This is a genomic window from Rahnella sp. R3(2024) (genome assembly GCF_042920125.1).
Taxonomy (GTDB): domain Bacteria; phylum Pseudomonadota; class Gammaproteobacteria; order Enterobacterales; family Enterobacteriaceae; genus Rahnella; species Rahnella rivi.
The window spans coordinates 3,410,669-3,435,480 of sequence record NZ_JBHGBU010000001.1 but is presented as its reverse complement, the minus strand read 5'-3'; the positions used below and the strand labels follow the sequence as shown (position 1 = coordinate 3,435,480).

The window sequence follows — 24,812 nt, the reverse complement described above, 5'->3', positions numbered from 1 at the left end:
GCTGTGCGACATCGAATAGTGACACTGCTGCTGACCGCAGCAGTCATGGTTACCGCAGGCTGTGGATTCCACTTACGTGGAAAAACCAATGTGCCTGACGAACTGCAAACTATCGTTCTGGACAGCGGGGATCCGTACGGGCCGTTAACGCGGGATATCCGTACACAATTGCGTTTAAGCAATGTGACGATCGTTGATGATCCAACCGGTAAGCACAAAGATATTCCATCACTGCGAATCGGGCCTGAACTAAGCGGTCAGACTACTGCATCGGTATTCCAGGACGGTAAAACGGCTGAGTATCAGATGCAGATGAGCGTCAGCGCGACGGTTCTGATGCCGGGTAAAGACATCTATCCGCTCCACGTGACTGTCTTCCGTTCATTCTTTGATAACCCGTTAACGGCGTTGGCAAAAGATAACGAACAGGAGATTATCCTGGAGGAGATGCGTCAGCAGGCCGCTCAACAACTGATCCGTAAATTATTAACGGTTCACGCGTCTGAAATGCGTAAAGCAGAGCAAGTTGATGGTCAGGTAGAAGTGATCACTACCGGTTCCTCTGCCAGCAAATCCTCTGATGCCATGACGTCCCCGTCGTCTGTTACCCCTGCGGTATCAACGACACCGGCCAGCACAACGGCACAATGATCCGAGTCTATCCGGAACAACTCGACGCGCAGCTCCGTGAGGGACTGCGCGCTTGTTATGTGTTATGTGGCAATGATCCGCTTCTTTTGCAGGAAAGTCAGGACAGCATCCGCAAAGCGGCGCAGCTGGCTGATTTTCAGGAACACTACACGTTTATTCTCGATGCCCATACCGAATGGGATTCAATTTTCAGCACCTGTCAGGCACTGAGCCTGTTTGCCAGCCGGCAGACACTGATGCTGATGCTGCCTGAAAATGGCCCTACCGCGCCAATGGCAGAACCGTTACTGAAGCTGACCACGCTGCTGCACGATGATATTTTGCTGGTCCTTCGCGGCACAAAACTGACCAAAGGCCAGGAAAACAGCGCGTGGTTTAAAGCGCTGAGTGATAAAGGCGTGTTTGTCAGTTGCCAGACGCCGGAGCAGGCACAGCTCCCACGCTGGGTAACCCGCCGTGCAAAAGCCCTTTCGCTTGAGCTCGATGAGCCCGCTAATCAGCTGCTATGCTACTGCTACGAAGGCAATTTACTGGCTTTAGCACAATCCCTGGAACGCCTTTCACTGCTTTATCCGGACGGGAAACTGACATTACCCCGGGTAGAAGCGGCCGTGAATGATGCGGCGCATTTCACGCCATATCACTGGCTTGATGCACTGCTGGCAGGAAAAAGTAAACGCGCCTGGCATATTTTGCGTCAGCTTCAACAGGAAGACAGCGAACCGGTGATATTGTTGCGCACTGTGCAACGCGAACTGCTGATGTTGCTGAATCTGAAACGTAAAATGGACAGCACGCCGCTGCGTACGTTGTTCGATCAGCAAAAAGTCTGGCAAAATCGCCGCACACTGGTGACGCAGGCGCTTCAGCGTTTATCTCTGGAAGAACTTTATCGGGCGGTACGTTTGCTGACGCAAATGGAAATTACGCTCAAGCAGGATTACGGTCAGTCCATTTGGCCGGAGCTTGAAAGTCTTTCCATGCTACTTTGTGGCAAACCTTTACCCGCCAGTTCTTACTGACGCAGGACTTGGACATTTCCATGCCGGTTATCCCTACGCTCTCCTCTGAAGATGCTGCGCCGTTACAGGCTTTTTTTGGCGGGACTTTCGATCCTGTTCATTTCGGCCATCTCAAACCAGTCACGCGTCTGGCGCAGGACATCGGTCTGGAACGTGTAACGTTACTTCCTAACAATGTCCCCCCGCATCGCCCGCAACCTGGTGCCAGCCCGCAACAGCGTTTTCGCATGGCAGAACTGGCCGTGGAGGGGAATCCGTTATTTTCAGTGGACCCCCGTGAGCTGTCCGTCGCTACCCCGTCGTACACCATTGAGACACTTGCAACGTTACGTAAAGAACATGGCGAGAGCTGTCCTCTGGCGTTTATCATTGGCCAGGACTCGCTGTTGACGTTACATAAATGGCATCGCTGGGAGTCTTTGCTGGATTTTTGCCACCTGATTGTCATGGCACGACCGGGTTATCAGGAACAACTCGATACACCGGCGCTCCAGCACTGGTATGATGCCCACCGGGTGACTGAGCCTCAAAAACTCAAACAACACCCTGCCGGTTTCATTTATCAGGCGCATACACCTTTGCTGAATATTTCAGCGACACAAATTCGCGAGCGCCGCCAGGCCGGTCTTGATTGTTCAGATCTGCTGCCTTTCGCCGTTGAGCGCTATATAGAATCACAGGGCTTGTACCGCGCGTAGCCATCGCGTGGTATACTGCGCCGCTAAATTTCGGCTCCCGATAACGTCGCGTCTTTCATCAATTTAATTTATTGATTATTAAACGCTTTAAGACGTTTTACAGATTGCCGCTATGCCACTCCTTCATGAGAACGATCATCGCTCAGGTGCTTCACCGGCGGACGTCTTATGGAGTCAACGTGTTTCAAAACATCCCCAGGGGGAACCTTTGCAAGGTAAAGCGCTCCAAGATTTTGTTATCGATAAAGTCGATGACCTGAAAGCACAAGACATCATTGCCATTGATGTTGTAGGTAAATCCAGTATTACTGATTGCATGATTATCTGTACCGGTACATCCAGCCGTCACGTTGTCTCTATCGCCGGTCACCTGGTGGAAGAAGTCAAAGCCGTGGGCATTGATGCAATGGGTGTAAAAGGCATTAACGAAGCCGACTGGGTTGTTGTCGATCTGGGTGAAGTGATTGTTCACGTCATGCAGGAAGAAAGCCGTCAGCTTTACGAGCTCGAGAAACTCTGGGGCTGATACGTGAAACTGCAACTTGTCGCCGTCGGCACCAAAATGCCAGACTGGGTACAAACCGGTTTTACCGATTATCTGCACCGTTTTCCCAAAGATATGCCGTTTGAACTGACTGAAGTTCCGGCCGGGAAACGTGGGAAAAATGCAGACATCAAACGCATTCTTGAAAAAGAAGGCGAACAGATGCTGGCTGCAGTCGGAAAGGGAAACCGCATTGTCACGCTGGATATTCCAGGGACACCGTGGGAAACCCCGCAACTGGCGCAACAACTGGAACGCTGGAAACAGGACGGGCGCAACGTCAGCCTGTTGATAGGCGGTCCGGAAGGGCTGGCACCGGCCTGTAAGGCCGCGGCGGAACAGAGCTGGTCGCTCTCTCCGTTGACGCTTCCGCACCCGCTGGTTCGGGTTCTGGTCGCGGAAAGCCTTTACCGCGCCTGGAGTATCACCACCAATCATCCATACCACCGCGAATAACGGGTGGTGAATTGAATGTCAGCAACATGAATTAAGTAGTGGGATGAAAATAGATCGTAACCCTTTTCGCGACTATACGGCTGAATCAGCCCTCTTCGTGCGCCGTGCACTGGTGGCGTTTATCGGCATTCTGCTACTTAGCGGTGTCCTGGCCTTCAATCTGTATAACCTGCAAATTGTTCGTTTTCAGGACTACCAGACCCGTTCCAATGATAACCGGATTAAGCTGGTGCCCATTGCGCCCAGCCGCGGGATTATCTATGACCGCAACGGCACCCCCCTGGCGCTGAACCGCACCATTTACCAGCTCGAACTGGTACCGGAAAAGGTGGATGATTTACAGGCCACGCTGGAAGCCCTCAAGCCTATCGTCGATTTAACCTCTGACGATATCGATAATTTTAAGAAAGAACGCCAGCGTTCCCGCCGCTTCACGTCCATTGCGGTCAAAACCGCATTGACAGAAGTTCAGGTCGCCCGTTTTTCTGTAAACCAGTTTCACTTCCCCGGCGTGGAAGTAAAAGGCTATCAGCGCCGCTACTATCCTTACGGATCTGCGCTGACGCACGTCATTGGCTATGTGTCGAAAATTAACGATCGTGATGTGGAACGTCTGGATAAAGACGGGATTCTGGCGAACTACGCAGCCACGCATGATATCGGCAAACTCGGCATCGAACGCTATTACGAAGACACCCTGCACGGCAAAACCGGTTACGAAGAAGTCGAAGTTAATAACCGTGGACGGGTGATCCGCCAGTTGCATGAAGAACCGCCGCAGGCAGGTAAAGACATTTATCTGACCATCGATCTGCCTTTGCAGCAGTATATCGAAGAACTTCTGACCACCAGCCGCGCGGCGGTAGTGGTGAGCGATCCGCGTGATGGTGCGATACGCGCGCTGGTTTCCAACCCAAGCTACGATCCGAATCTGTTCGTCGAGGGGATCTCCAGCAAAGATTACAGCCGGCTGCTAAATGATGCCGATAAACCGCTGATCAACCGCACCACGCAGGGCGTGTATCCACCGGCCTCAACGGTAAAACCTTACATTTCTGTGTCTGCGCTGACCTCCGGCGTGATCACCAAAAACACCTCATTATTTGATCCGGGCTGGTGGCAGTTACCAGGCTCGGATAAGCGTTATCGCGACTGGAAACACTGGGGGCACGGGCGTCTGAACGTCACCAAAGCGCTTGAGGAATCCGCCGATACTTTCTTCTACCAGGTTGCGTACGATATGGGTATCGACCGGCTTTCAGAATGGATGGGTAAATTTGGTTACGGGCATTATACCGGGATCGATTTATCGGAAGAGCGCAGCGGGAATATGCCAAACCGTGACTGGAAGTTTAAACGCTTTAAGAAACCCTGGTATCAGGGTGACACCATTCCGGTCGGCATCGGGCAAGGCTACTGGACCGCCACGCCGATACAGATCATGAAGGCGATGACGACGTTGATCAATGATGGGGATGTCAAGACACCGCATCTGTTGCTGAGTACCACAAATGACGGCAAACAGGTGCCTTATCGCCAGGAAGAAACCACGCAAATTGGTGATATCCATTCCGGCTACTGGGAAATTGCCAAAGACGGCATGTACGGCGTAGCCAACAGGCCGAACGGTACCGCAAGGAAATATTTTGCTGATGCGCCTTACAAAGCCGCAGCGAAATCCGGTACAGCACAAGTTTACGGTTTGAAAGCCAATGAAATCTATAATGCGCATAAGATTGCCGAGCATCTGCGTGACCACAAACTGATGACCTCTTTTGCCCCGTACGACAAGCCAACCGTGGCTGTTGCCGTGGTGCTGGAGAACGGCGGTGCGGGTCCGGCGGTGGGGACAATTTCCCGACAGATCCTCGACCATATTTTATTGGGCGACAACAAGACACAATTACCGGCTGAGGCCCCCGTGGCACCCGGAACCGAAGGTGATTAACCGGCAATGACTGAGAACCAACAAAAAAGATCATTGTGGTCGAAAATGCATATCGACCTGACGATGCTGCTGATCATTCTTGCGCTACTGACCTACAGTGCGTTCGTGATGTGGAGCGCCAGCGGTCAGGATATGGGCATGATGGAACGTAAAGTCGGCCAGATCCTGATGGGTCTGGTGATCATGCTGGTCATGGCGCAAATCCCGCCACGCGTCTATGAAAGCTGGGCGCCGTATCTCTATATTTTCTGCGTATTCCTGCTGGTGCTGGTGGATGCGTTCGGCAGTATCAGTAAAGGCGCACAGCGCTGGCTGGATCTGGGCATCATCAAATTCCAGCCGTCAGAACTGGCAAAAATCGCCGTACCGCTGATGGTGGCGCGTTTTATCAACCGCGACGTCTGCCCGCCTTCGCTGAAAAATACCGCCATTGCGCTGGCGCTGATTTTCATCCCTACCCTGCTGGTGGCAGCACAGCCCGACCTCGGCACCTCGATTCTGATCGCCGCTTCCGGCTTGTTTGTGCTCTTCCTGTCAGGCATGAGCTGGAAACTGATTGCCGTCGCCGCCATTCTGGTCGCGGCCTTTATCCCGATTCTGTGGTTCTTCCTGATGCACGATTATCAGCGCGACCGCGTGATGATGTTGCTGGATCCGGAAAGCGATCCGCTCGGGGCGGGCTATCACATTATTCAGTCGAAAATTGCCATCGGCTCAGGTGGTTTCTCCGGTAAAGGCTGGCTGCACGGCACTCAGTCCCAGCTGGAATTCCTGCCGGAACGTCATACCGACTTTATCTTTGCCGTGCTTGCCGAGGAACTGGGGCTGATTGGCGTTCTGGTGTTACTCGGCCTGTACTTATGCCTGATTATGCGCGGACTGATGATCGCCGCCCATGCCCAGACAACCTTTGGGCGGGTGATGTCCGGCGGCCTGATGCTTATACTGTTTGTCTATGTGTTTGTTAACATCGGCATGGTCAGTGGTATTGTCCCGGTGGTTGGGGTACCTTTGCCTCTGGTCAGCTATGGCGGGTCAGCACTCATCGTGCTAATGGCAGGGTTTGGTATCGTCATGTCGATACATACTCATCGAAAAATGATGTCAAAAAATTTATAGAGGTGAGCAATGCGTAAGGAGTGGCTTGGAGCTGTCATTATCGGTTTGCTGTTAAGTGGTTGTGCCACTGAAGAGACACAGCAACAACAACCGGCACCGCAGCAAGCCTACAATGGCCCTGTGGTAGAAATCGGCGGGGCTGATCCGCGTTACGAACCTTATAACCAGGGCACGATGCAGGATTATACCGTTAACGGTAAAACCTATAAAATCGTCAAAGATCCGTCCAACTTCTCGCAGGTAGGTCAGGCAGCCTGGTACGGGCAAGAAAACGGTGGGAACACGACCGCGATTGGCGAAGAATTTGATCCGACCGCCATGACCGCCGCCCACCCTACACTGCCGATCCCAAGCTATGTGCGCGTGACGAACATGGCAACCGGCCGCATGCTGGTCGTGCGTGTCAATGACCGTGGTCCTTATGTGCCGGGTAAAATTATCGACCTGTCACAAGCCGCCGCCGATCGCCTGAATCTGACCAACAGCACGAAAGTACGTATCGATTTCATTAATGTGGCGCAGGACGGCACGATGACAGGGCCGGGCACCATCGGCACGACCGTCGCCAAACAGTCTTACGCACTGCCCGCCCGCCCGAGTTTAGGGGCCAGTGAAATGGGCACGCCAACGCTGTCTGCTGAACCGGTAAATGCTGCGGATGTCCGTCCGATCAGCAACAGTACGCTGAGCAATCAAGGCGCTGCCCCGCTCACAAATGATGAGAGTGGAAATGCCAGCGTCACGGCCGCGACGCAATCCGGTAACAGCGGCAGTGGAGGTTTCCTCAGCGCACCGACGCCGCTGCGTAATGGCGTTCTTGAAAGCAGTGAACCTGTCGCCGCACCGGTAATGGCCAGTGCAGCACCTGTCGCCGCGACGGCTGCCGTGGCCGCGCCTGCGCACACGTCTGCCATCCCGACCTCAGGCTACATGGTTCAGGTTGGCGCGCTGAGTAATCCGCAAAATGCACAGCTTTGGCAGAAAAGCCTCAGCCAGCGTTTCTCGGTGCCAGGAAAAGTTCAGGCCAATGGCAGCACCTATCGCGTGCAGCTCGGCCCGTTCAGCACCCGCCAGCAGGCCGAACAGTTGAAACAACGACTGGCCAGCGAAGCACAGCAGCAATCCTTCGTCACAGCCGGTATGTAACCGATTTGAACAGGGCGTAAGCCCTGTTTCATAAGTAAAAATCAGTAAGCGCCGGTAATCGCAGATGTCTGACGTCTGACTCTTCTGCTATAGTGACGCACGTTTATCACCTACTCCTACGGATGTTGTTGTCCCGATCATGAAACTTGTAAACACTTCACGTCTCGTCAAAAGCCTCGCATTTGGCACCGTCATCTCCTTCAGTGCAGCGTCCGCTTATGCCGACGATGTTAATTTAAAAACAATGATCCCTGGCGTTCCGCAAATTGATGCAGAAGCCTATGTCCTGATCGACTACAACTCCGGCAAAGTGTTGGCAGAAATGAATGCCGATGCCCGTCGTGACCCGGCCAGCCTGACTAAAATGATGACCAGCTACGTGATCGGTCAGTCCATCAAAGCAGGTAAAATCAGCCCGACCGATATCGTCACCGTCGGCCAGGATGCCTGGGCAACCGGCAACCCGGTCTTTAAAGGCTCTTCCCTGATGTTCCTCAAACCGGGCGATCGCGTGCCGGTTTCTGAACTGAACCGTGGCATTATTTTACAATCAGGTAATGATGCCTGCGTGGCGATGGCTGACCATGTCGCCGGCAGTCAGGACGCCTTTGTTGCCATGATGAATAACTACGTCAACGCGCTCGGCCTGAAAAATACCCACTTCGGTACAGTTCATGGTCTGGATGCGGAAGGCCAGTACAGCTCGGCGCGTGATATGGCGTTAATCGGCCAGGCACTGATCCGCGATGTGCCGGAAGAGTACGCCACCTACAAAGAGAAAGAATTCACCTTCAACAATATCCGCCAGATGAACCGTAACGGTTTACTGTGGGATAACAGCCTGAACGTGGATGGCATCAAAACCGGTCATACCGAATCTGCAGGTTATAACCTGGTGGCTTCAGCGACTGAAGGCCAGATGCGTCTGATCTCAGCGGTGATGGGTGGTCACACCTACAAAGGGCGTGAGGTTGAAAGCAAAAAGCTGCTGACCTGGGGCTTCCGCTTCTTCGAAACCGTTTCTCCGCTCAAAGCAGGCAAAGAGTTCGCATCTGAACCCGTCTGGTTTGGTGATACCGATCGTGTGGCGCTGGGCGTGGAAAAAGATGCTTACCTGACCATCCCTCGCGGTCGTATGAAAGATTTGAAAGCCAGTTACGTCATCAATACGCCAGAACTGCACGCACCATTGCAGAAAAATCAGGTGGTCGGCTCGATCAACTTCCAGCTTGATGGCAAAACCATTGATGAGCGCCCTCTGGTTGTCATGAACGAAGTGAAAGAAGGCGGTTTCTTCGGGCGTATCGTGGATTACATCAAACTGATGTTCCATCACTGGTTTGGTTAATTTGCCTGCTTGAAATAGTTTGCAACAGTACCCATATAGTGGGTATAGATATTAGCTCCCGCTCCGGCGGGAGTTATACTTTCAGAGACAATACTTAATACGCGGTACAACACGCTGGAGTGCACATGAAAACCAAACTGAACGAACTGCTCGAATTCCCTTGCACCTTTACCTACAAAGTAATGGGCCTGGCACAACCCGAGCTGGTGGACCAGGTTGTGGAAGTCGTGCAACGCCATGCGCCTGGCGATTACAATCCTCAGGTAAAACCGAGCAGCAAAGGGAATTTCCACTCCGTTTCTATTACGATCACTGCCACACACATCGATCAGGTCGAAACCCTGTACGATGAGCTGGGTAATATCGAAATTGTCCGCATGGTGCTGTAAGCCCTTTCTGAATAATCCGCGCCTGAGCTATTCTCTCGCGCGGTTTTCTCCCTTCTGATGACGATAACCGCCGTGCAATCACAAAATCCGCAAGAACGTATCGTACTGCGCCAGCTTGGCCTGCAGCCTTATGAACCGGTTTCACTGGCTATGCATCATTTCACTGAACACCGTACAGCCGACTCTTTTGATGAGATCTGGCTGGTTCAGCATCACCGCGTCTTTACTCAGGGTCAGGCGGGCAAAGCAGAACACGTGCTGATGCCGGGTGATATTCCTGTTGTTCAGAGCGATCGCGGCGGCCAGGTGACCTACCACGGCCCCGGCCAGCAGGTGATGTACGTGATGGTAGATTTGAAGCGGAAAAAGCTCGGCGTACGCCAGCTAGTTACCACCATCGAACAGACCGTTGTCGATACGCTGGCGCATTTTTCCATTGATGCCTATCCGCGTGCCGATGCGCCGGGTGTGTATGTGGATGGCAAAAAAATCTGCTCTCTCGGGCTACGCATTCGCAAAGGATGCTCGCTGCATGGTCTGGCGCTGAACATTGATATGGATCTGGAACCTTTCCATCGTATCAACCCTTGCGGTTACGCCGGGCTGGAAATGACGCAGGCCAGTCTTGAGAAGCCGGGGCTGACGGTTGATGACGTCATGCCTGTACTGGTAAAATCCTTTAATCATCAACTTAATTATCTGCAGGTCGATGATCTTCCATGGCGGCCGGAGGCATATTCCTCCCCCACCCTGTGATGCCAGATTGTGTATCAGGCAGTCAAAACGACTAATAACGAGTTTTACGGCGAGATTTGGTTTAGTATCACCGGGTTAAGTATCGCAAAGCATCTGATCGCTTACGGATAAGCGCACCCCCGGCCACCCGCACGCCGGGACAGTCTTCAACACTGTCAGGAATGTTTTATGGATGATAAAGATATTAGTGCCAGCCTGAATAAGCTCCGCAATTTGGATCTCAACCTGCTGACAGTTTTTGAAGCGGTGTATCTGCACAAAGGCATTGTTCATGCAGCAAAAGCGCTGAACCTGACTCCGTCGTCGGTCAGCCAGTCTATTCAAAAGCTACGCAATACCTTCCCTGATCCTTTGTTTATTCGCAACGGCCAGGGCATCAGCCCGACAGCCTATGCCACTAACTTGCATAAACACATCAGTCAGGGACTCAGCGCCATTCTCACCGGGCTGGACTTCACGCACGATAATGATAAATCTCGCGTACTGACAGTGAGTTGTTTCCCCTACATTGCGCTGATTACTTTCCCGCTGATCCTCAAAGAACTTGAGAAAATAAACTGTAATTACACCCTGAAGCACCTTCCGCTCAGTGATCCTGAAGATACCCTGATCCAGCATCGTGCCGATTTAGTGATCGACACCAGCCCGTTGTTCAACAAATCGCTCAGGGGCTGCACGCTGATGTCGGATCACACCGTATTTGTGTGCCGCGAGAACCATCCGACCGTGAGCAAAACGCTGACGACTGAACAGGCGCTGACCATGCCGCAAACGACGATCATGACCAATGCCAGCGACCTGAGAAGAATGCAGTTTGAGCTCAGTGAATCCTTGCCCGATCGCCCGATTGTGTTCACCAGCTATAACGCGATCAATATTCTCTCAATGGTTGCCAATACTGATCTGCTGGGCATTTTGCCGGAAAAGATGGTGGATATGTTCGCCCCCACGTTCAAAGTGCAAAAACTGAGCTGCGAAATTCCCACACTGTCATACAGCGTGATCATGTATTACAACAAAACCGCCAAGAGCGACAAAACCTTGAGCATGATTATCGATGCTATTGATGTTGCGTTCGCCGGGCAGGAAAAGCGTTCTCGTTCGTAACGTCTGAAAGATAAACCCGACGCCCGGGGAAATACCGGTTTTCCTGTTGTAAATTTCCACGGGCAGTTAAAAATTTACACACCATTAACACCCATCTTTCTCGCCCGCCACACCCGGCTAATACCTTTTATTTTCAATTGATTATGATAATGCATAACCCGCGATTATCTCTTCAGGGTGTGACTCAGGTTAAATATTTGCAGCATTTAGCACTTCATGTCATGACGAAGGGCTGAACGAAGTGATGCTTCAATGATATAATTTCCGCATTATTTCTACTTTTTTTGATGAATCAGCCAGTTCATTGAATGTCCTGAAAAATCTCGAGTTACGAGAGACAAACCTGGAAGCTGCAAGACTATGAGTAAACCGATTCAGATGGAACGCGGCGTTAAATACCGCGATGCAGATAAGATGGCGTTAATCCCGGTGAAAACCGTGGTCAGCGACCGGCAGGAAATGTTACGTAAGCCGGCATGGATGAAAATCAAATTGCCTGCCGACTCATCCAAAATTCAGGGCATCAAAGCGGCACTGCGCAAGAACGGCCTGCACTCCGTTTGTGAGGAAGCGGCCTGCCCGAATCTGTCAGAATGCTTTAACCACGGTACCGCGACCTTTATGATCCTCGGCGCCATTTGTACGCGCCGCTGCCCGTTCTGCGACGTAGCCCATGGACGCCCAACCGCGCCAGACACTAACGAGCCTGAAAAACTGGCACAGACCATTGCGGATATGGGCCTGCGTTATGTGGTGATCACCTCGGTTGACCGTGACGATCTGCGCGACGGCGGTGCTCAGCACTTTGCCGATTGTATTGCCGCCATTCGTCTCAAAAACCCGACGATTAAAATCGAAACGCTGGTGCCTGATTTCCGTGGCCGTATGGATCGCGCGCTGGACATTCTCAATGAGACACCACCAGACGTCTTCAACCACAACCTGGAAAACGTTCCGCGCGTTTACCGCCAGGTGCGTCCGGGGGCAAACTACGAATGGTCGCTGACCCTGCTGCAACGTTTCAAAGAAGCGCATCCGGAAGTGCCTACCAAGTCAGGCCTGATGGTGGGTCTGGGTGAAACTAACGAAGAAATTATCGAAGTGATGCGCGATTTGCGCCGTCACGGGGTGACCATGCTGACGCTCGGCCAGTACCTTCAGCCAAGCCGTCACCACCTGCCAGTGCAACGTTACGTGAGCCCGGAAGAGTTCGATCAGATGAAAGAAGCCGCGATGGAAATGGGCTTCACTCACGCGGCCTGCGGTCCGTTCGTGCGTTCGTCTTATCACGCCGATCTGCAAGCGAAAGGGATGGAAGTTAAATAATCTGAGGCGCTGAAGTCACCTTCAGCGCTTAATATTTTGTTACTTCTTTATACCTGAATACAAAAAAGGTTGTTCGCGAGAACAACCTTTTTTATTTTGGCCGCCACGCCAGAGACTTCAGTACGGAATACTCAGTCTTTATGCTCTACGCGCTTTTCTTCTTCAGCCGTTTTTTCAGCTGTCGCAGGTGCCGGGGTAGCATCATCATTCATCGCTTTCTTAAAGCCACGCAGTGCAGCACCCAGGTCACCGCCCAGAGAGCGCAACTTGCTGGTACCGAACAACAGAACGATCAGCACGCCGACCACTAACAATTTAGTAATACTTAGACCTTCCATACATACCTTCTTTACACTGAGTGCCAGAAAACAGCGGTAACAACCTGTCATTATTAACGGCCATTCACGACGCTAATACAAACCGAAAATGTAACAGAACGGATCCAGTATTGTGCGCATTATGACCAGCGACGGCGATTATGAGTGAGAACTGCCTGCTCATAAAGCACTTCTGCCATCGGGCGGAGGAAATACGCTGCAAACTTGATGTTGACCCGGATTTTGTTGCAGCGCTGCCCGTCAGATAAAGCGGCTTAAGAAGGCCTGCGTGCGTGGATGCTGTGGATTAACCAGCACCTCGCCCGCCGTTCCCTGTTCGACCACAACACCGCGATCCATAAACACCACGCGGTCTGCCGCCTCTTTCGCAAAACCAATTTCATGCGTCACAACAATCATCGTCAAGCCCTGCTTCGCCAGATCCCGCATGGTCGACAGCACTTCGCCCACCAGTTCCGGGTCGAGCGCCGAGGTCGGCTCATCGAACAGCATCAGTTTAGGTTTCACCGCCAGCGCTCGGGCAATCGCCACACGCTGTTGCTGTCCGCCAGAGAGATGGCGCGGATAAGCATCGGCTTTATCGCTCAGACCGACCTTTTCCAGCAGCTCGCGGGCATATTTTTCCGCCTCCTGCCGCGACTCTTTATGCACGCCAACCGGGGCTTCGATAATATTTTGCAGCACGGTCATGTGCGGATAAAGATTGAATTGCTGGAACACCATACCGATATCCCGGCGCTGGCGTGCAATCGCCCGTTCAGACAATTTATGCAGCCGCTCGCCACGCAGCTCATACCCGATCTGCTCGCCGCCCACCATGATTGAACCGCGATCGATATCTTCCAGATGATTGATACAGCGCAAAAATGTGGATTTACCCGAGCCCGAAGGACCGAGGATGACCACGACTTCGCTGGGTTTCACATCCAGATCTATGCCTTTCAGCACTTCATTGTCGCCGTAACTTTTATGCACGTTACGGGCAACCACCAGTGACGCCGGTTCGGATGACCCGATGTCGGAGGGTAAATGACTCATAAGTCCTCCTTGCGGGCCATGCCCGGTGAATTCATGATCGGCGCGGCCTTTTCTTCCGCAGCATGTTGACGGCGCTTCACGCTGGGCAACGTGCGGCGCGTGCCACGGGAGTAGTAACGCTCGATGGCGGACTGTCCGAGATTAAGCAACGACGTAATAAACAGATACCAGATCACCGCAACCATCAGCATCGGCACCACTTCAAAGGTCCGGTTGTAAACGGTTTGCACCGAATATAACAGGTCACCCATGGCAATGACGCTGACCAGCGACGTCGCTTTGATCATACTGATCAGCTGGTTACCGGTAGGCGGAATGATCGAGCGCATGGCCTGAGGAATAATGATCCGGCGCAGCGCACGGCCACGGCTCATGCCAAATGCCTGGGCCGTTTCAGCCTGACCGTTATCGACTGACAGCAAACCAGCGCGAATGATTTCTGCCATGTACGCAGCCTCATTCAGCGCCAGCCCCGCAATGGCGGCCGTCAGCGGTGTGATCAAATCGTTGGTATTCCAGCTCATGTATTCAGGGCCAAACGGAATGCCCAACACCACGCGCGGGAACAACGTCGACATGTTGTACCAGAACAACAGCTGAACCAGCAGCGGCGTACCCCGGAAGAACCAGATATAAAGCCCCGCCAGCTGCCGCAGCAATAAGCTGTTCGACAAACGCGCTATCGCCAGCATCAGACCAATGAACACACCGAGCACCATTGAAACAACGGTCAGGCCGAGCGTGACGCCCAGACCTTTAATCACCGTACCTTCCGTGAACCATTGGGCAACAACGTGCCATTCAAAGTTTTTATTCTGCGAGATGCCCCAGAGAACATCCGCGGCGATCAGCAGCACCACAATCCATGCCACCCAGCGGCCAACGCTGCGTGGCGCATGGGAGAACTCAACGTTACGACGTGGATCCTGCGTATAGTCGTCCTTGACTGCCGGCTTTAAACTATACGTTTTATCGGTCATTTAGGTTGTGCCTTTGCCAGATTGATGCCCGGTGCCTGGATCATGTTGCCTTCCAGACCCCATTTTTTCATGATGATGGCATAGGTACCGTTATCAAACAGCTTCTGATAACCGGCGAGAATCGCATCCCGCACCGCTGAGTCTTTCGGCACCACCGTGCCCTGGAAAATATCACCGAAACCATTCGGCTGGCCGGTACCGGTCAGTTCCAGCTGGCCATTGGCTTTCTCAACAAAATAGGTCAGCGGCGCCTGAGAAGAGAAAAATGCGTCAGAGCGGTTGGAACGCACCGCCAGAATGGACGTTGGCTGATCGCTGAAAGATTGCACGGTCACGGCAGGTTTGCCGTCTTTCACGCACACCTCAGACTGCTTGCGGATAACCTGTTCCGCTGAACCTCCCGCCATCACGGCAATGCGTTTGCCGCAGGTATCGCCGAGAGCATTGATCTTTTCCGGGTTGCCTTTACGCACACCAAACACAACGAACTCTTTGACGAAATCGACGAAATCATTCTTAGCCTGACGATCAGGATAATCGCCAATCGGGCCGATGCCCATCTGGTAGCGGCCAGCGGCCATACCGCTGAGGATCCCGGACAAACCGGTCACCGAGGCATGTTCAATTTTTACACCCAGCACTTCTCCCAGCGCATGGGACAAATCGGCACTCGCGCCGTCGAGGCCGTTGCTGCCGGTCACGATTTCATAAGGAGGGAAAGAGCCATTATTCACAGAGGTCATCACACCCGACTTCTGAATGTCCGCAGGTAATTTGGCGTGGATCGCCGGGTCCATCGTCTGAGTCGGGATCGCAACACTTTCAGCAGCAAAAGCATTTAAGGAAGACACGGAAAGTAAAGCAGCAGTCAGCACCGCGGCCTGACGTAATTGTTTTGCCATCATCTCTTATTCCTCTGTGTAAAAAATCAGTCTGTGAGTTTATGAATGTTGTGTATTTATAATTGGAGCCTTCCGTGGCGAACTTCTTTTGAGTGATATTTTTGGGGTCTTTCTTTACAACGAGTTCCCTGGTGAGGCGCTCGCGTTACTGCCTTGAGCACTGAATATCAGCCGTTGAGGACCGGCCGGATCAGGCTCAGTCGTTGTGCAGCTGCGGCAAACCAAAACGGCGGTTTGCCAGCACCGGCAACACTTTTCGGGCATGTGCCAGACGTGCTTTGTCCAGCTCGGCAAATATCAGGGCGGGGGCTTCGGCGGCGCGGGCAATCGCCACGCCCAGCGGATCCACCACCATACTGTTGCCGATATTACGCTCGCCACATTCACCCACTGCCACCATGTAACTGGTATTTTCCAGCGCGCGAACCGAGACCAGCATGTCCCAATGCATTTCTTTCAGCGGACCTTTTACCCAGGCAGCAGGCAGCACCAGCACGTCTGCGCCATCCAGCACCAGACGGCGCGCCAGCTCCGGGAAACGCACGTCGTAACAGGTCATCAGGCCGATGTTAAACCCGGCCACCTCAACCAGCGGCGGCACATCATCGCCCGCGGTGACGTTTTTGGATTCCTGTGACGAGAAAGCGTCATACAAATGCAGCTTGCGGTATTGCGAAATAATTTCGCCATTGCGGATAGAAATCAGCACGTTATAGGCACGATTGTCTGGCGCAGGCGTATGCACGCTCATCATGGTGGTCATCTGATTGCCACGACTGGCGGCCAGCAACTGACTGACAAACGGGCCGTCCAGCGGTTGTGCAGCTTTCAGAACTAAATCCGGATCAGTGATATCGCGCGCCAGAATACCTTCCGGCAGCACCAGCAAATCTGCGCCTGCTTCCAGGGATTTCGCCATCAGCGAAAGGCAGGTTTCTACGTTAGCTTCCCACTCGCGGGAAACGGCAAACTGACCTAATGCAACTTTCATCATGATTTCTCCGGCCATTAACGGGTGGCAAATTGCGGGAACAAATCTGCCGGCGTCAGGCGCTGAGCGGTCAGCCCCTGGGCATGTAATTCATAAGCAAAATCGTCGATCATTTTTTCGTTGGCGGCGAAACCGTTTGCATTCCAGTTCGCAGGCAAATCGACCACTGTGCGGCGTAAATCATCCAGCAACCACGGCGTGGTATCGGCGTATTTCGCGCGCTTATCCATCCAGAGTTCGTAAGACTGATCGATAATGTCGCTTAACGCCTGCGGCAGCCAGGGGTGAGCGTCAGCCAGCGCCGGTTTGATCGCCAGTAAGTGAATACCGGGGATGTAACCCACGCGGTTAAAATAGGCCAGTTCAGCCGCGCGGAAATCCGGCTGGAACTGACGGAAACCGGAATCCGGTTTAAAGAAGCCGTCAGGCATAAATGGCGTGAAGATCGCGTCCAGCCAGCCTTCCTGCAACAGTTCCATCATAGGACGTTCGCCCGGAACCGCTTCGATACGCCCTTCGCGGCCAAAACCCGCCAGACGATCAACAATCGGGTGCGCCTGCGTCAGACGGCCCACGTACCAGTTAGCGTCTTCGATACCCACGCCTTCCAGCGCCAGCAGCGTACGGGTCCAGGTATTGCCTGAATCCTGCCAGCCGGTAAGGCCGATGCGTTTACCCGCCAGTTGCGACAGTTCGGTCAGCGGACTGTCTTCGCGGGTGATAATGCAGCGCTGACGAAAACCGCGCATCAGGAAGTGCGGTATGGCCAGCAGATCGGTTTCACCACGGGCGCGGCCCTGGGCATAACGGCTGAAAGAGACTTCACCGGCGTCGTACTTCTCACTGGTCGCCAGGTTATCGACCAGCGTACCCACACGATCAATCTCGAGGGTAAACCCTTCAGGTTTAAGATCGCCCAACGCCAGTGGCGTAAAATAATCCCAGTCACGAACGGCCAGCCTGATGGTAATCGTCACATCTATCCCCTTAAGTGTCAGCATTTGATATGCAGAAAGACAATGCTGCGCTGCGCAGTTTGTTCATCATTCGTTCACAAACTCGTCCACAAACGCATTAGATTCTTTTACGAAGGAGATGATGTTCACGACAGCATGATTATTTTATCGCCTCCGTTGGCTAAGTTTGATACTAATGGCATAAATTAATATGTACAATAGAATCTTTGTTACTGAACAAAAGGCAAAAAAATGGCTGAAAACTCCCCGGAAAAAACGCTGGACGCAGAATGCTTAGCAATACAATTGCAGGACCGTTCAATGCGGGGTATTGCGATTGAAACGGCGGCGCTGATCCGCTCGGGCGTGATCGAAATTGGTACCCATCTGCCTGCCGTTCGTGAGCTGGCGCAGGCGTTAGGCGTCAGCCCGGCCACGGTTTCCGCCGCCTGGGGCCAGCTGCGTCGGCAAAAAGTCATTGCCGGACGCGGCAGAAATGGCGTCTGGGTTTGCGGCGACATGCTTTCACCGCGCCCTGCCCGTTTTGAAAAAATCGGTAACTTTGGCGAGCACATCATCGCCGATCTGGCGCTGTCTTCGCCCGATCCCGCGCTGTTGCCAGATCTGCATGAAGCCATGCAGCAAGGGGTCAGCGCCGATAACCTCAACAGTTATCAGCGCGAAGCCATTGCCCCGGCTTTACTGGAGGCGGTGAAACCTGACTGGCCGTATGACGCACCGGCGTTTATGGCGGCTGACGGCGGGTTCGATGCGATGAATCTGGCACTGCAAACCTTACTGATGCAGGGCTCAGTGGTCGCGATTGAAGACCCGACGGCCACGCGATTGCTGGATATGCTGGATAATCTTGGCGCGCAGGTGGTGCCGGTGAAATGTGATGAATTCGGCCCGACGCCGGAATCACTGAGCCACGCGCTGGCCAAAAACCCGTCGGCATTTATTTTCCAGCCCCGCACTCATTCCCATTGCGGCCATGCACCTGATGCAGAACGTTTTGCGGCGCTGGCGGCCATTCTCGCCGGGAGCAATGCGCTGATTATCGAAGACGATGGTATCGGACAGCTCTCCGCTTATCCGCCGGTCAGCATGGGCAGCGTCCTGCCGGAGCGCACCGTACACGTGCGCTCCTATTCAAAAGCCTATGGCCCGGATTTACGGCTGGCCGTGCTTTCCGGTTCTGAAGATCTCGTCAAACAAATCAAATCTTTCCGCAACTTTGGCGCAGGCTGGTCGAGCCGCATTTTGCAACAAGCGCTGGCATGGTTGATTAAGGATCAAAACACTCAGGAAGGGATTACGCATGCCAAAGCGATTTATGCCGCACGGCGCAAGGCAATGTCAGATGCCCTGCGGATCCGCGGAGTGAACATCCCTGAGCGCGACGGGCTGGCGATGTGGATCCCGGTGCCGTCAGAGCAGTTCGCGCTGGTGACGCTGGCCGCACGCGGTATCGCCGTGTTGCCGGGCGAGCGCTGCCGCATCGGACCGGGGCAGTTTATCCGCATCAGCACCAGCCAGATCCACGCTGATAAAGTCGATCTGATTGCCGATGCCATTGTGCTGGCGATGGGCTGACGTTTTACGCTAAAATCAGCCCCTGCTGTATGGAGATGACATTCCTCCCAAACCGCCTTTACCGGCTGATGATGTCTACGCAATCTCGCGAGAGGTTCGTAGCATCGCGCCCGGACCTTTCTGTTTTTTCTCTGTTTATAAGGTTTTCTATGTTCAGCACCTTACTTGCAGTTTTTATTGGCGGCGGTATTGGCAGCGTTGTCCGTTGGTATGTCAGCCTGAAAATGAACGGAATGAGCCCGGTGCTGCCGGCTGGCACACTGACGGTCAATCTGGTCGGCGCATTTATCATCGGGCTGTGTATCGCCATTTTCAGCCGGATGACGCATCTTGATCCGGTATGGAAAATGCTGATCACCACCGGCTTTTGCGGCGGGTTAACCACGTTTTCCACCTTCTCGCTGGAAGTGGTGTACATGTTGCAGGACGGTCGTTTTGGTGCAGCCTTACTCAATATGGCGCTCAATCTCGCCGGTTCACTCGCCATGACCTTGCTGGCGTTTGCACTGGTCAGTTGGTACAGCGCGCACTGATTCACCCCGGCGGCGATCTCTTTTCTGCTCTGAGACGCCGCCGTGGCTTCATTTTGTGACCTGCGTTCCGCTTCCTCTCCTTTGTCTTAATGTTTCCTTCATGTTCTGCCGCGATAATGGCCAGCATCAATTCCGGTTCATTCATGTACACATGAGGTATGCCATGTTCTCTGCTCCAAAAACGTCATCCGAATATCTGGTTGTGGCCCTTTGCGTCCTGACCGTCGCCGCTTTTTTCCAGGCGTACTTCGCTTAATCACACCGCCTGCAGGTTGTGATACCCCTCTTTTCGCTGACGGCGCATTTCTCTGGAATGCGCCGTTTTGCCGTCTTCATCATACAAATATTTACCTGCCGGACCTTATTGCCTATAATTGAGAATGATCGTTCACACTCATTAACGGCGACCCGCCAGGACATCCATGCTTGCCCCACAAACCTGCACTAAAGACGCGCGCATCAACGCCCGACGTGACCAGATCATCGCCGCCGCCCGCCTGTGTTTTCGCAAACATGGTTTTCACGGTGCCGGTATGGCTGAAATCGCCAAAACGTCACAGCTCAGCGTGGGACAGATTTACCGCTACTTCGCCAATAAAGACGCCATCATCGAAGAAATTGTTCGCCGGATGGTGACGAATAAAATTCAGCTGATCACCGGTAATGCCCATAATTTACAGCAGGTGGCGCACAATCTGGCGCACCGGCGCATCGGCAATCTGAGCTCGCCGTTTAAAGAAGACATTTGCATGGAACAAAAAGAACAGGCCGAAATAGACCACGCCCTGATGCTCGAAGTCGCTGCCGAAGCGACCCGCAATCCGGTGGTAGAGAAGATCTGGCGTGACTCAGAAAAACAACTGTTCAATGAAGCAAAATCCTTCTTAAGTAAAAGTTTCCCGCAGTTTTCAGATGCCGAAATGACCGCGAAAGTGGAAAGCCTGGCGGTCATCTGCGAAGGCACCGCATTCCGCCGCCTGACTACCGCTCACGCTGATGCAGAACGCCTGGAAGCCTTATACCATCGCTACTTTCAGGATCTGTTCAACACGGATTTTCTCTCCCCCAAACCGGAATAACTCTTCACCATGAGCGCTCACTTGCATGAAAAACGCCTCGGCTACGCCCTGGTTCTCGGCTCACTCGCGGCTCTCGGCCCGTTGTGTACTGACCTGTATTTACCGGCTCTGCCGGAGCTGGCCGGAGAGCTGAATACCTCGACCGCCAGCGCCCAGCTAAGCCTCACTGCCGGTTTACTCGGCCTCGGTTTCGGCCAGCTGATCTTTGGTCCGCTCAGCGATCGTTATGGCCGTATTCGCCCGCTGTTATGGTCGCTGGCTCTGCTGCTGGCGGCGTCGGTATGGTGCGCCATGGCGCAGGATATCCATCAGTTGATCGTCGCCCGCTTATTGCAGGGGATCGCCGGTGCCGGTGGCGCGGTATTGTCACGCGCCGTCGCCAGAGATTTATACAACGGGCATGAACTCACACGGTTCTTTGCGTTACTGATGCTGGTTAACGGGCTGGCACCGATCATTGCGCCGGTTCTGGGTGGTGCGATGCTGAGCTGGATGAACTGGCGGGGGATTTTCGGCGTACTGGCGGTGATCTCCATCATGCTGTTTGCTTCCGCTGCGCTGAAATTGCACGAAACCCTGCCGCAGGAACGCCGTTCGCAAGGCGGAATTTTCAGTATGCTCGGCTCGGTCTTTTCGCTGCTCAGGCACCGTCCGTTTATGGGGTTGTGCCTGACGCAGGGGTTCGTGATGGCAGGAATGTTTGCCTACATCGGCGCATCGCCCTTCGTGTTGCAGCAGATTTACCACCTCAGCCCGCAGATGTTCAGCCTGTGTTTTGCCGTTAACGGCATCGGGTTAGTGATTTCAGCCCAGGTATCGACGCGCTTTAGCCGTCGCTATGGCGAAATGGCGCTGGTTAAAACCGGATTGTGTATTGCTGCCGTAGCCTCTGTCGCGCTGGTGATTGCCGCAAGCCTTGGCGCACCGCTGATTATGCTGCTGATACCGCTGTTCTTCTCGGTGATGGTGATCGGGATTGTCAGCCCGAATGCGGGATCGCTGGCGATGCAAAGTCAGGGGAAAAATGCGGGCAGCGCGTCGGCACTGCTGGGCGTGTGCATGTTTGCGCTGGGTGCGATTGCCGTGCCCGTCACCGGTTTTGGCAGTATGCCAGCGCTCTCGATGGCGCTGACCATGCTCGGATGCTACGCGATTGCCATCGTGCTGTTTATGACCCTGGTGAAAAAACCGGCGTAATACTCTCAGTATTACAGGCAACATATTCTGCGTATTACAGGCAAAAAAAAACCCGCTTCGGCGGGTTTTTAAGTAATCGGCTAAAGTCAGATAGCGATAACGTTAGCAGCCGACGGGCCTTTGGCACCATTGGTGATTTCGAACTCTACGCGTTGGCCTTCAGCAAGGGTCTTGAAGCCCTGGCTGGAAATAGCAGAGAAATGAACGAAAACATCTTTGCTGCCATCTTCAGGGGTAATGAAACCAAAACCTTTAGATTCATTGAACCACTTAACGCTACCTTTAATCTTAGACATCAAACTTACCTTTACGTGAATGTTGGACACAAAATGTGTGTCAAATACAGTACAGCAACAGATCTCCATTTTGTCCAGAATTCTGATGGCAATAAGCGATAAACCTCTCATTCCTGACTTTTCATTGCCGCTTTCTTCTGCAAAATCAGCCATCCACGGCGTGCTGTCGCGAGACGTCAGAAAAACGAATCGTCGTCATCGTTGAAATCATCAGAACCCATATCATCGGAACCGAAGCCGGAATCGAGATTGTTGTCGCCCAGGGAAGCATCTTCCCAGGACGGCTGATTGCTGTCGAAACCCTGATTATTGTTATCCAGAAAACTGCTGTCAGCAGGATTGAGATCCTGCACCGGCGGTTCCTCAATGATATTGACGATTTCCTGTGGCTGACTGTGATGGAACATACCGGTCAGCATATCGGCCAGCACCACGCCACCGGCCACACCCGCCGCCGTGCGCAGCGCGCTGCCCAGAAAACCCGGCGCCTGCGCAGCCGCCTGAGCCGGTGCCGCCTGTTGTCCGGCATATTGTGGTGGCTGTTGAGGCTGCGCGCCCCACCCCTGCGTGCCGGGAATTGGCTGACTGCCCTGCTGCGCCGTGCGCTGCGGTTCAGGCTGGGAAGATCCCCCGCCAAACAGTCCGGCCAGAAAACCGCTGCTCTGTGGTTTGGTCTGCTGCGCCTGCTGCAACTGCCCGATCTGCTGTTGCAACGCCTGCACCTGGCCGTTGAGTTTGGTCAGCGCCGCTTCCTGAATAATCATCGCCTGCGCCATGTAATAAGGAGCCGACGGCTGCTGGCGGATATGATCCTGAATCACACGTTCCGCTTCCGCATCGCGCGGCGCAGTGCTGGACTCAGCTTGTTGCAGGCGACTAAAAAGCCCGTCAATTAAACGCTGTTCTTCAGATTGCATACATTCACCTTGTTGATATGGCGTAATTCGCCGTGCGTCGCCCGCTGCAACACACAGCCAGAACTTAGGAATCACACTAATACAATTGAATTAAAGTATGAATTAACCGAGTGTCAACGAATGTGACGAATGTAAATGGCGTTCGGGGAGTGCTGCGCAGAAGGAAACCCGCCTGCCGGAAAGCAGGCGGGAGAAGGCCGGACTTATTTTTTAGCTGACCAGCCGAGGATGAAGTCCTGATCCGGCAGCTGGGTGTATTGACGCACGATGTCGTGATACGTCTTCGCAGGATCCAGGGTTTTGAATTCCTGCGGATAGATAAATTTCGCCAGATATTCCATCCCGACGATGTTGTACGGATGGTTATAGAACTGGTGATAAATCGCGTAAACATTGCCGTTCATCACCGCCGGAATTTGCGCCACACCGGTACGTGAGGTCAGCACTTTCGCTTCTTTATCCAGGCTGGCCTGATCGGCGCCGTAACCGAAAGGCAGAATGTGCGTGACAGAACCGCCTTTAGGACGCGCGGAACCGGTCATGATATAGACGTCCGGCTTCATGCTGATCACCTGCTCCAGCGACACGGTGCCCGACGCGCCCGGCAACAGTTTACTGCCAATATTGTTGGCCTCTACCGCCTGGATCAGTTTGCCCCAGCCTGCGTTGCCGTGGGTGAAACAGCAGGAATCATCGCGACCGGCAATGGGTTCGATGAAGACGTTAGGTTTGTTTTTAATGCCCGCGACGGCTTTCTGAATGCTCTGAAGATGCTCGTTATAGAACTGCGTGTACGCACGGGCATTGTCTTCCTGATTCATCACTTTACCCAGCAGATCGATGCTCGCTGCGGTATTTTTTGCCGGGTCCAGTTCGTAGTCCAGGAACACCACCGGAATGTGCAGTCCGGCAAGTTTATCCAGCACACCGGCCTGCGCCAGGGAATCTTTTGCACGCAACTGGGCGATCATCAGATCGGGTTTCTTCGCGATCACGGTTTCCAGATCAATCTGCCCTTTATCACTGAAGCCCATATCGAGGATCTTCGCAGATTCCGGCCATTTGCTTTTCAGCATGTCCCAGGTGCCGCTGTCGGTTTTCTTCAGCAGGTTGTTCCATGCCACCACGTGCTGGAAAGGATTGGCCTTATCCAGAACCGCCAGCGCCAGCAAATCACGGCCATCCTGCAAAATCACGCGCTGCGGCGCTTTATCGATAGTGACTTTCTGCCCGGCCAAGTCCGTCACGGTAAGCGGGTACGTGGTGGCAAAAGTGGAGAACGATGCGGCCATCAGACCGGCAACAGACAGCACGCGAGCGGTGTTCTTATACATGCAAAGCCCCGAAAATGAGAATGAATGAAAAGTGATTTTGATAATTGTTATCAAAAAGGAGGAAATAATAAACAAGGAATGATTGATGAGGCAATGGTTTTGCAGGGATGAGCGAGGATAAAACATGTCGAAATATGAACGGGAT

26 protein-coding genes and 1 riboswitch are annotated in these 24,812 nt (G+C 53.3%); of the genes, 17 read left to right on the top strand and 9 right to left on the bottom strand.

Features of this window, described 5'->3' with window-relative positions; all coding sequences use genetic code 11:
* Positions 1-3: 3 nt before the first annotated feature.
* The 13 genes from lptE (at position 4) to lipA (ending at position 12,510) form a co-directional block, all read left to right on the top strand.
* Positions 4-651: an LPS assembly lipoprotein LptE gene (lptE, locus tag ABSH60_RS15445; protein ID WP_217204936.1), complete on the top strand. Its 648-nt coding sequence runs from the start codon at positions 4-6 to the stop codon at positions 649-651.
* Positions 648-1,673, top strand: coding sequence for a DNA polymerase III subunit delta (gene holA / locus ABSH60_RS15440; RefSeq protein ID WP_056771502.1), 1,026 nt, complete (start codon positions 648-650; stop codon positions 1,671-1,673). Before lptE ends, holA begins: the two co-directional genes overlap by 4 nt.
* Before the next feature lie 20 nt (positions 1,674-1,693).
* Positions 1,694-2,371 (top strand): nicotinate-nucleotide adenylyltransferase, encoded by a 678-nt coding sequence (gene nadD / locus ABSH60_RS15435; RefSeq protein ID WP_390974670.1) that lies wholly within the window; start codon positions 1,694-1,696, stop codon positions 2,369-2,371.
* Between the two features lie 208 nt (positions 2,372-2,579).
* Positions 2,580-2,897: a ribosome silencing factor gene (gene rsfS / locus ABSH60_RS15430; RefSeq protein ID WP_056771497.1), complete on the top strand. Its 318-nt coding sequence runs from the start codon at positions 2,580-2,582 to the stop codon at positions 2,895-2,897.
* Positions 2,898-2,900: 3 nt separating this feature from the next.
* Positions 2,901-3,371 (top strand): 23S rRNA (pseudouridine(1915)-N(3))-methyltransferase RlmH, encoded by a 471-nt coding sequence (gene rlmH / locus ABSH60_RS15425; protein ID WP_056771495.1) that lies wholly within the window; start codon positions 2,901-2,903, stop codon positions 3,369-3,371.
* 43 nt (positions 3,372-3,414) lie between these two features.
* On the top strand, positions 3,415-5,319 hold the full coding sequence (gene mrdA / locus ABSH60_RS15420) for a peptidoglycan DD-transpeptidase MrdA (protein WP_136376400.1): 1,905 nt from the start codon (positions 3,415-3,417) through the stop codon (positions 5,317-5,319).
* Between the two features lie 6 nt (positions 5,320-5,325).
* Positions 5,326-6,438: a peptidoglycan glycosyltransferase MrdB gene (gene mrdB, locus ABSH60_RS15415; RefSeq protein WP_056771490.1), complete on the top strand. Its 1,113-nt coding sequence runs from the start codon at positions 5,326-5,328 to the stop codon at positions 6,436-6,438.
* Between the two features lie 9 nt (positions 6,439-6,447).
* Positions 6,448-7,584 (top strand): endolytic peptidoglycan transglycosylase RlpA, encoded by a 1,137-nt coding sequence (gene rlpA, locus ABSH60_RS15410; protein WP_390974667.1) that lies wholly within the window; start codon positions 6,448-6,450, stop codon positions 7,582-7,584.
* A gap of 139 nt (positions 7,585-7,723) precedes the next feature.
* Entirely contained in the window at positions 7,724-8,932 is a 1,209-nt protein-coding gene (gene dacA, locus ABSH60_RS15405) for a D-alanyl-D-alanine carboxypeptidase DacA (protein WP_056771485.1), read from the top strand.
* A 125-nt stretch (positions 8,933-9,057) separates the two neighbouring features.
* Entirely contained in the window at positions 9,058-9,321 is a 264-nt protein-coding gene (gene ybeD, locus ABSH60_RS15400; protein ID WP_056771481.1) for a DUF493 family protein YbeD, read from the top strand.
* A gap of 57 nt (positions 9,322-9,378) precedes the next feature.
* A complete protein-coding gene (gene lipB, locus ABSH60_RS15395; RefSeq protein WP_390974664.1) occupies positions 9,379-10,077 on the top strand; it encodes a lipoyl(octanoyl) transferase LipB in 699 nt (232 codons plus the stop codon).
* A gap of 168 nt (positions 10,078-10,245) precedes the next feature.
* On the top strand, positions 10,246-11,184 hold the full coding sequence (locus ABSH60_RS15390) for a YbeF family transcriptional regulator (protein WP_056771474.1): 939 nt from the start codon (positions 10,246-10,248) through the stop codon (positions 11,182-11,184).
* Between the two features lie 360 nt (positions 11,185-11,544).
* Positions 11,545-12,510, top strand: coding sequence for a lipoyl synthase (lipA, locus tag ABSH60_RS15385; RefSeq protein ID WP_056771471.1), 966 nt, complete (start codon positions 11,545-11,547; stop codon positions 12,508-12,510).
* A gap of 131 nt (positions 12,511-12,641) precedes the next feature.
* Here the strand turns inward: lipA and tatA are convergent, their stop codons facing one another.
* From tatA to ABSH60_RS15355, 6 genes are all read right to left on the bottom strand, one after another.
* On the bottom strand, positions 12,642-12,848 hold the full coding sequence (gene tatA, locus ABSH60_RS15380; protein WP_056771468.1) for a Sec-independent protein translocase subunit TatA: 207 nt from the start codon (positions 12,846-12,848) through the stop codon (positions 12,642-12,644).
* Between the two features lie 240 nt (positions 12,849-13,088).
* Positions 13,089-13,886, bottom strand: coding sequence for an amino acid ABC transporter ATP-binding protein (locus tag ABSH60_RS15375; RefSeq protein WP_238485285.1), 798 nt, complete (start codon positions 13,884-13,886; stop codon positions 13,089-13,091).
* Positions 13,883-14,866: an amino acid ABC transporter permease gene (locus tag ABSH60_RS15370; RefSeq protein WP_122095886.1), complete on the bottom strand. Its 984-nt coding sequence runs from the start codon at positions 14,864-14,866 to the stop codon at positions 13,883-13,885. Before ABSH60_RS15370 ends, ABSH60_RS15375 begins: the two co-directional genes overlap by 4 nt.
* Positions 14,863-15,771: an ABC transporter substrate-binding protein gene (locus ABSH60_RS15365; RefSeq protein ID WP_122095887.1), complete on the bottom strand. Its 909-nt coding sequence runs from the start codon at positions 15,769-15,771 to the stop codon at positions 14,863-14,865. The genes ABSH60_RS15370 and ABSH60_RS15365 overlap by 4 nt, the downstream gene beginning before the upstream one ends.
* 193 nt (positions 15,772-15,964) lie before the next feature.
* Positions 15,965-16,759, bottom strand: coding sequence for a deaminated glutathione amidase (locus tag ABSH60_RS15360; protein ID WP_056771460.1), 795 nt, complete (start codon positions 16,757-16,759; stop codon positions 15,965-15,967).
* 17 nt (positions 16,760-16,776) lie between these two features.
* On the bottom strand, positions 16,777-17,736 hold the full coding sequence (locus ABSH60_RS15355; protein WP_136377084.1) for a nitrate ABC transporter substrate-binding protein: 960 nt from the start codon (positions 17,734-17,736) through the stop codon (positions 16,777-16,779).
* A 231-nt stretch (positions 17,737-17,967) separates the two neighbouring features.
* Here ABSH60_RS15355 and ABSH60_RS15350 point away from each other — a divergent pair, with 231 nt between their 5' ends.
* The 4 genes from ABSH60_RS15350 (at position 17,968) to ABSH60_RS15335 (ending at position 22,120) form a co-directional block, all read left to right on the top strand.
* Complete coding sequence (locus ABSH60_RS15350; RefSeq protein WP_390974660.1) at positions 17,968-19,311, top strand: aminotransferase class I/II-fold pyridoxal phosphate-dependent enzyme; 1,344 nt, start codon at positions 17,968-17,970, stop codon at positions 19,309-19,311.
* Positions 19,312-19,333: 22 nt separating this feature from the next.
* A riboswitch (Fluoride riboswitch) is annotated at positions 19,334-19,396 on the top strand.
* Positions 19,397-19,460: 64 nt separating this feature from the next.
* Entirely contained in the window at positions 19,461-19,844 is a 384-nt protein-coding gene (gene crcB / locus ABSH60_RS15345; RefSeq protein ID WP_122095890.1) for a fluoride efflux transporter CrcB, read from the top strand.
* 422 nt (positions 19,845-20,266) lie between these two features.
* The gene (locus ABSH60_RS15340; protein ID WP_217204942.1) at positions 20,267-20,923 is read left to right on the top strand and encodes a TetR/AcrR family transcriptional regulator; all 657 of its coding nucleotides are present in this window, start codon (positions 20,267-20,269) and stop codon (positions 20,921-20,923) included.
* A 9-nt stretch (positions 20,924-20,932) separates the two neighbouring features.
* On the top strand, positions 20,933-22,120 hold the full coding sequence (locus ABSH60_RS15335; RefSeq protein ID WP_056771445.1) for a multidrug effflux MFS transporter: 1,188 nt from the start codon (positions 20,933-20,935) through the stop codon (positions 22,118-22,120).
* Positions 22,121-22,206: 86 nt separating this feature from the next.
* Here the strand turns inward: ABSH60_RS15335 and cspE are convergent, their stop codons facing one another.
* The 3 genes from cspE to ABSH60_RS15320 form a co-directional block, all read right to left on the bottom strand.
* A complete protein-coding gene (cspE, locus tag ABSH60_RS15330; protein ID WP_056772010.1) occupies positions 22,207-22,416 on the bottom strand; it encodes a transcription antiterminator/RNA stability regulator CspE in 210 nt (69 codons plus the stop codon).
* A 176-nt stretch (positions 22,417-22,592) separates the two neighbouring features.
* Positions 22,593-23,333: a DUF2076 family protein gene (locus ABSH60_RS15325; RefSeq protein ID WP_390974657.1), complete on the bottom strand. Its 741-nt coding sequence runs from the start codon at positions 23,331-23,333 to the stop codon at positions 22,593-22,595.
* Positions 23,334-23,536: 203 nt separating this feature from the next.
* Positions 23,537-24,667, bottom strand: a complete 1,131-nt coding sequence (locus tag ABSH60_RS15320; protein ID WP_056771439.1) for an ABC transporter substrate-binding protein — start codon at positions 24,665-24,667, stop codon at positions 23,537-23,539.
* Between the last annotated feature and the right edge of the window lie 145 nt (positions 24,668-24,812).

Excerpts from the sequence above, each read along its gene's own strand:
- mrdB (WP_056771490.1), top strand. The coding sequence starts at position 5,326 with ATGACTGAGAACCAACAAAAAAGATCATTGTGGTCGAAAATGCATATC.
- crcB (WP_122095890.1), top strand. The coding sequence starts at position 19,461 with ATGTTCAGCACCTTACTTGCAGTTTTTATTGGCGGCGGTATTGGCAGC.
- ABSH60_RS15325 (WP_390974657.1), bottom strand. The coding sequence starts at position 23,333 with ATGCAATCTGAAGAACAGCGTTTAATTGACGGGCTTTTTAGTCGCCTG.
- tatA (WP_056771468.1), bottom strand. The coding sequence starts at position 12,848 with ATGGAAGGTCTAAGTATTACTAAATTGTTAGTGGTCGGCGTGCTGATC.
- lipB (WP_390974664.1), top strand. The coding sequence starts at position 9,379 with ATGACGATAACCGCCGTGCAATCACAAAATCCGCAAGAACGTATCGTA.
- ABSH60_RS15350 (WP_390974660.1), top strand. The coding sequence starts at position 17,968 with ATGGCTGAAAACTCCCCGGAAAAAACGCTGGACGCAGAATGCTTAGCA.
- cspE (WP_056772010.1), bottom strand. The coding sequence starts at position 22,416 with ATGTCTAAGATTAAAGGTAGCGTTAAGTGGTTCAATGAATCTAAAGGT.
- ABSH60_RS15365 (WP_122095887.1), bottom strand. The coding sequence starts at position 15,771 with ATGATGGCAAAACAATTACGTCAGGCCGCGGTGCTGACTGCTGCTTTA.
- ABSH60_RS15390 (WP_056771474.1), top strand. The coding sequence starts at position 10,246 with ATGGATGATAAAGATATTAGTGCCAGCCTGAATAAGCTCCGCAATTTG.
- holA (WP_056771502.1), top strand. The coding sequence starts at position 648 with ATGATCCGAGTCTATCCGGAACAACTCGACGCGCAGCTCCGTGAGGGA.
- ABSH60_RS15375 (WP_238485285.1), bottom strand. The coding sequence starts at position 13,886 with ATGAGTCATTTACCCTCCGACATCGGGTCATCCGAACCGGCGTCACTG.
- nadD (WP_390974670.1), top strand. The coding sequence starts at position 1,694 with ATGCCGGTTATCCCTACGCTCTCCTCTGAAGATGCTGCGCCGTTACAG.
- ABSH60_RS15320 (WP_056771439.1), bottom strand. The coding sequence starts at position 24,667 with ATGTATAAGAACACCGCTCGCGTGCTGTCTGTTGCCGGTCTGATGGCC.
- ABSH60_RS15360 (WP_056771460.1), bottom strand. The coding sequence starts at position 16,759 with ATGAAAGTTGCATTAGGTCAGTTTGCCGTTTCCCGCGAGTGGGAAGCT.
- lipA (WP_056771471.1), top strand. The coding sequence starts at position 11,545 with ATGAGTAAACCGATTCAGATGGAACGCGGCGTTAAATACCGCGATGCA.
- ABSH60_RS15340 (WP_217204942.1), top strand. The coding sequence starts at position 20,267 with ATGCTTGCCCCACAAACCTGCACTAAAGACGCGCGCATCAACGCCCGA.
- ABSH60_RS15335 (WP_056771445.1), top strand. The coding sequence starts at position 20,933 with ATGAGCGCTCACTTGCATGAAAAACGCCTCGGCTACGCCCTGGTTCTC.
- mrdA (WP_136376400.1), top strand. The coding sequence starts at position 3,415 with ATGAAAATAGATCGTAACCCTTTTCGCGACTATACGGCTGAATCAGCC.
- dacA (WP_056771485.1), top strand. The coding sequence starts at position 7,724 with ATGAAACTTGTAAACACTTCACGTCTCGTCAAAAGCCTCGCATTTGGC.
- ybeD (WP_056771481.1), top strand. The coding sequence starts at position 9,058 with ATGAAAACCAAACTGAACGAACTGCTCGAATTCCCTTGCACCTTTACC.
- ABSH60_RS15370 (WP_122095886.1), bottom strand. The coding sequence starts at position 14,866 with ATGACCGATAAAACGTATAGTTTAAAGCCGGCAGTCAAGGACGACTAT.
- rlpA (WP_390974667.1), top strand. The coding sequence starts at position 6,448 with ATGCGTAAGGAGTGGCTTGGAGCTGTCATTATCGGTTTGCTGTTAAGT.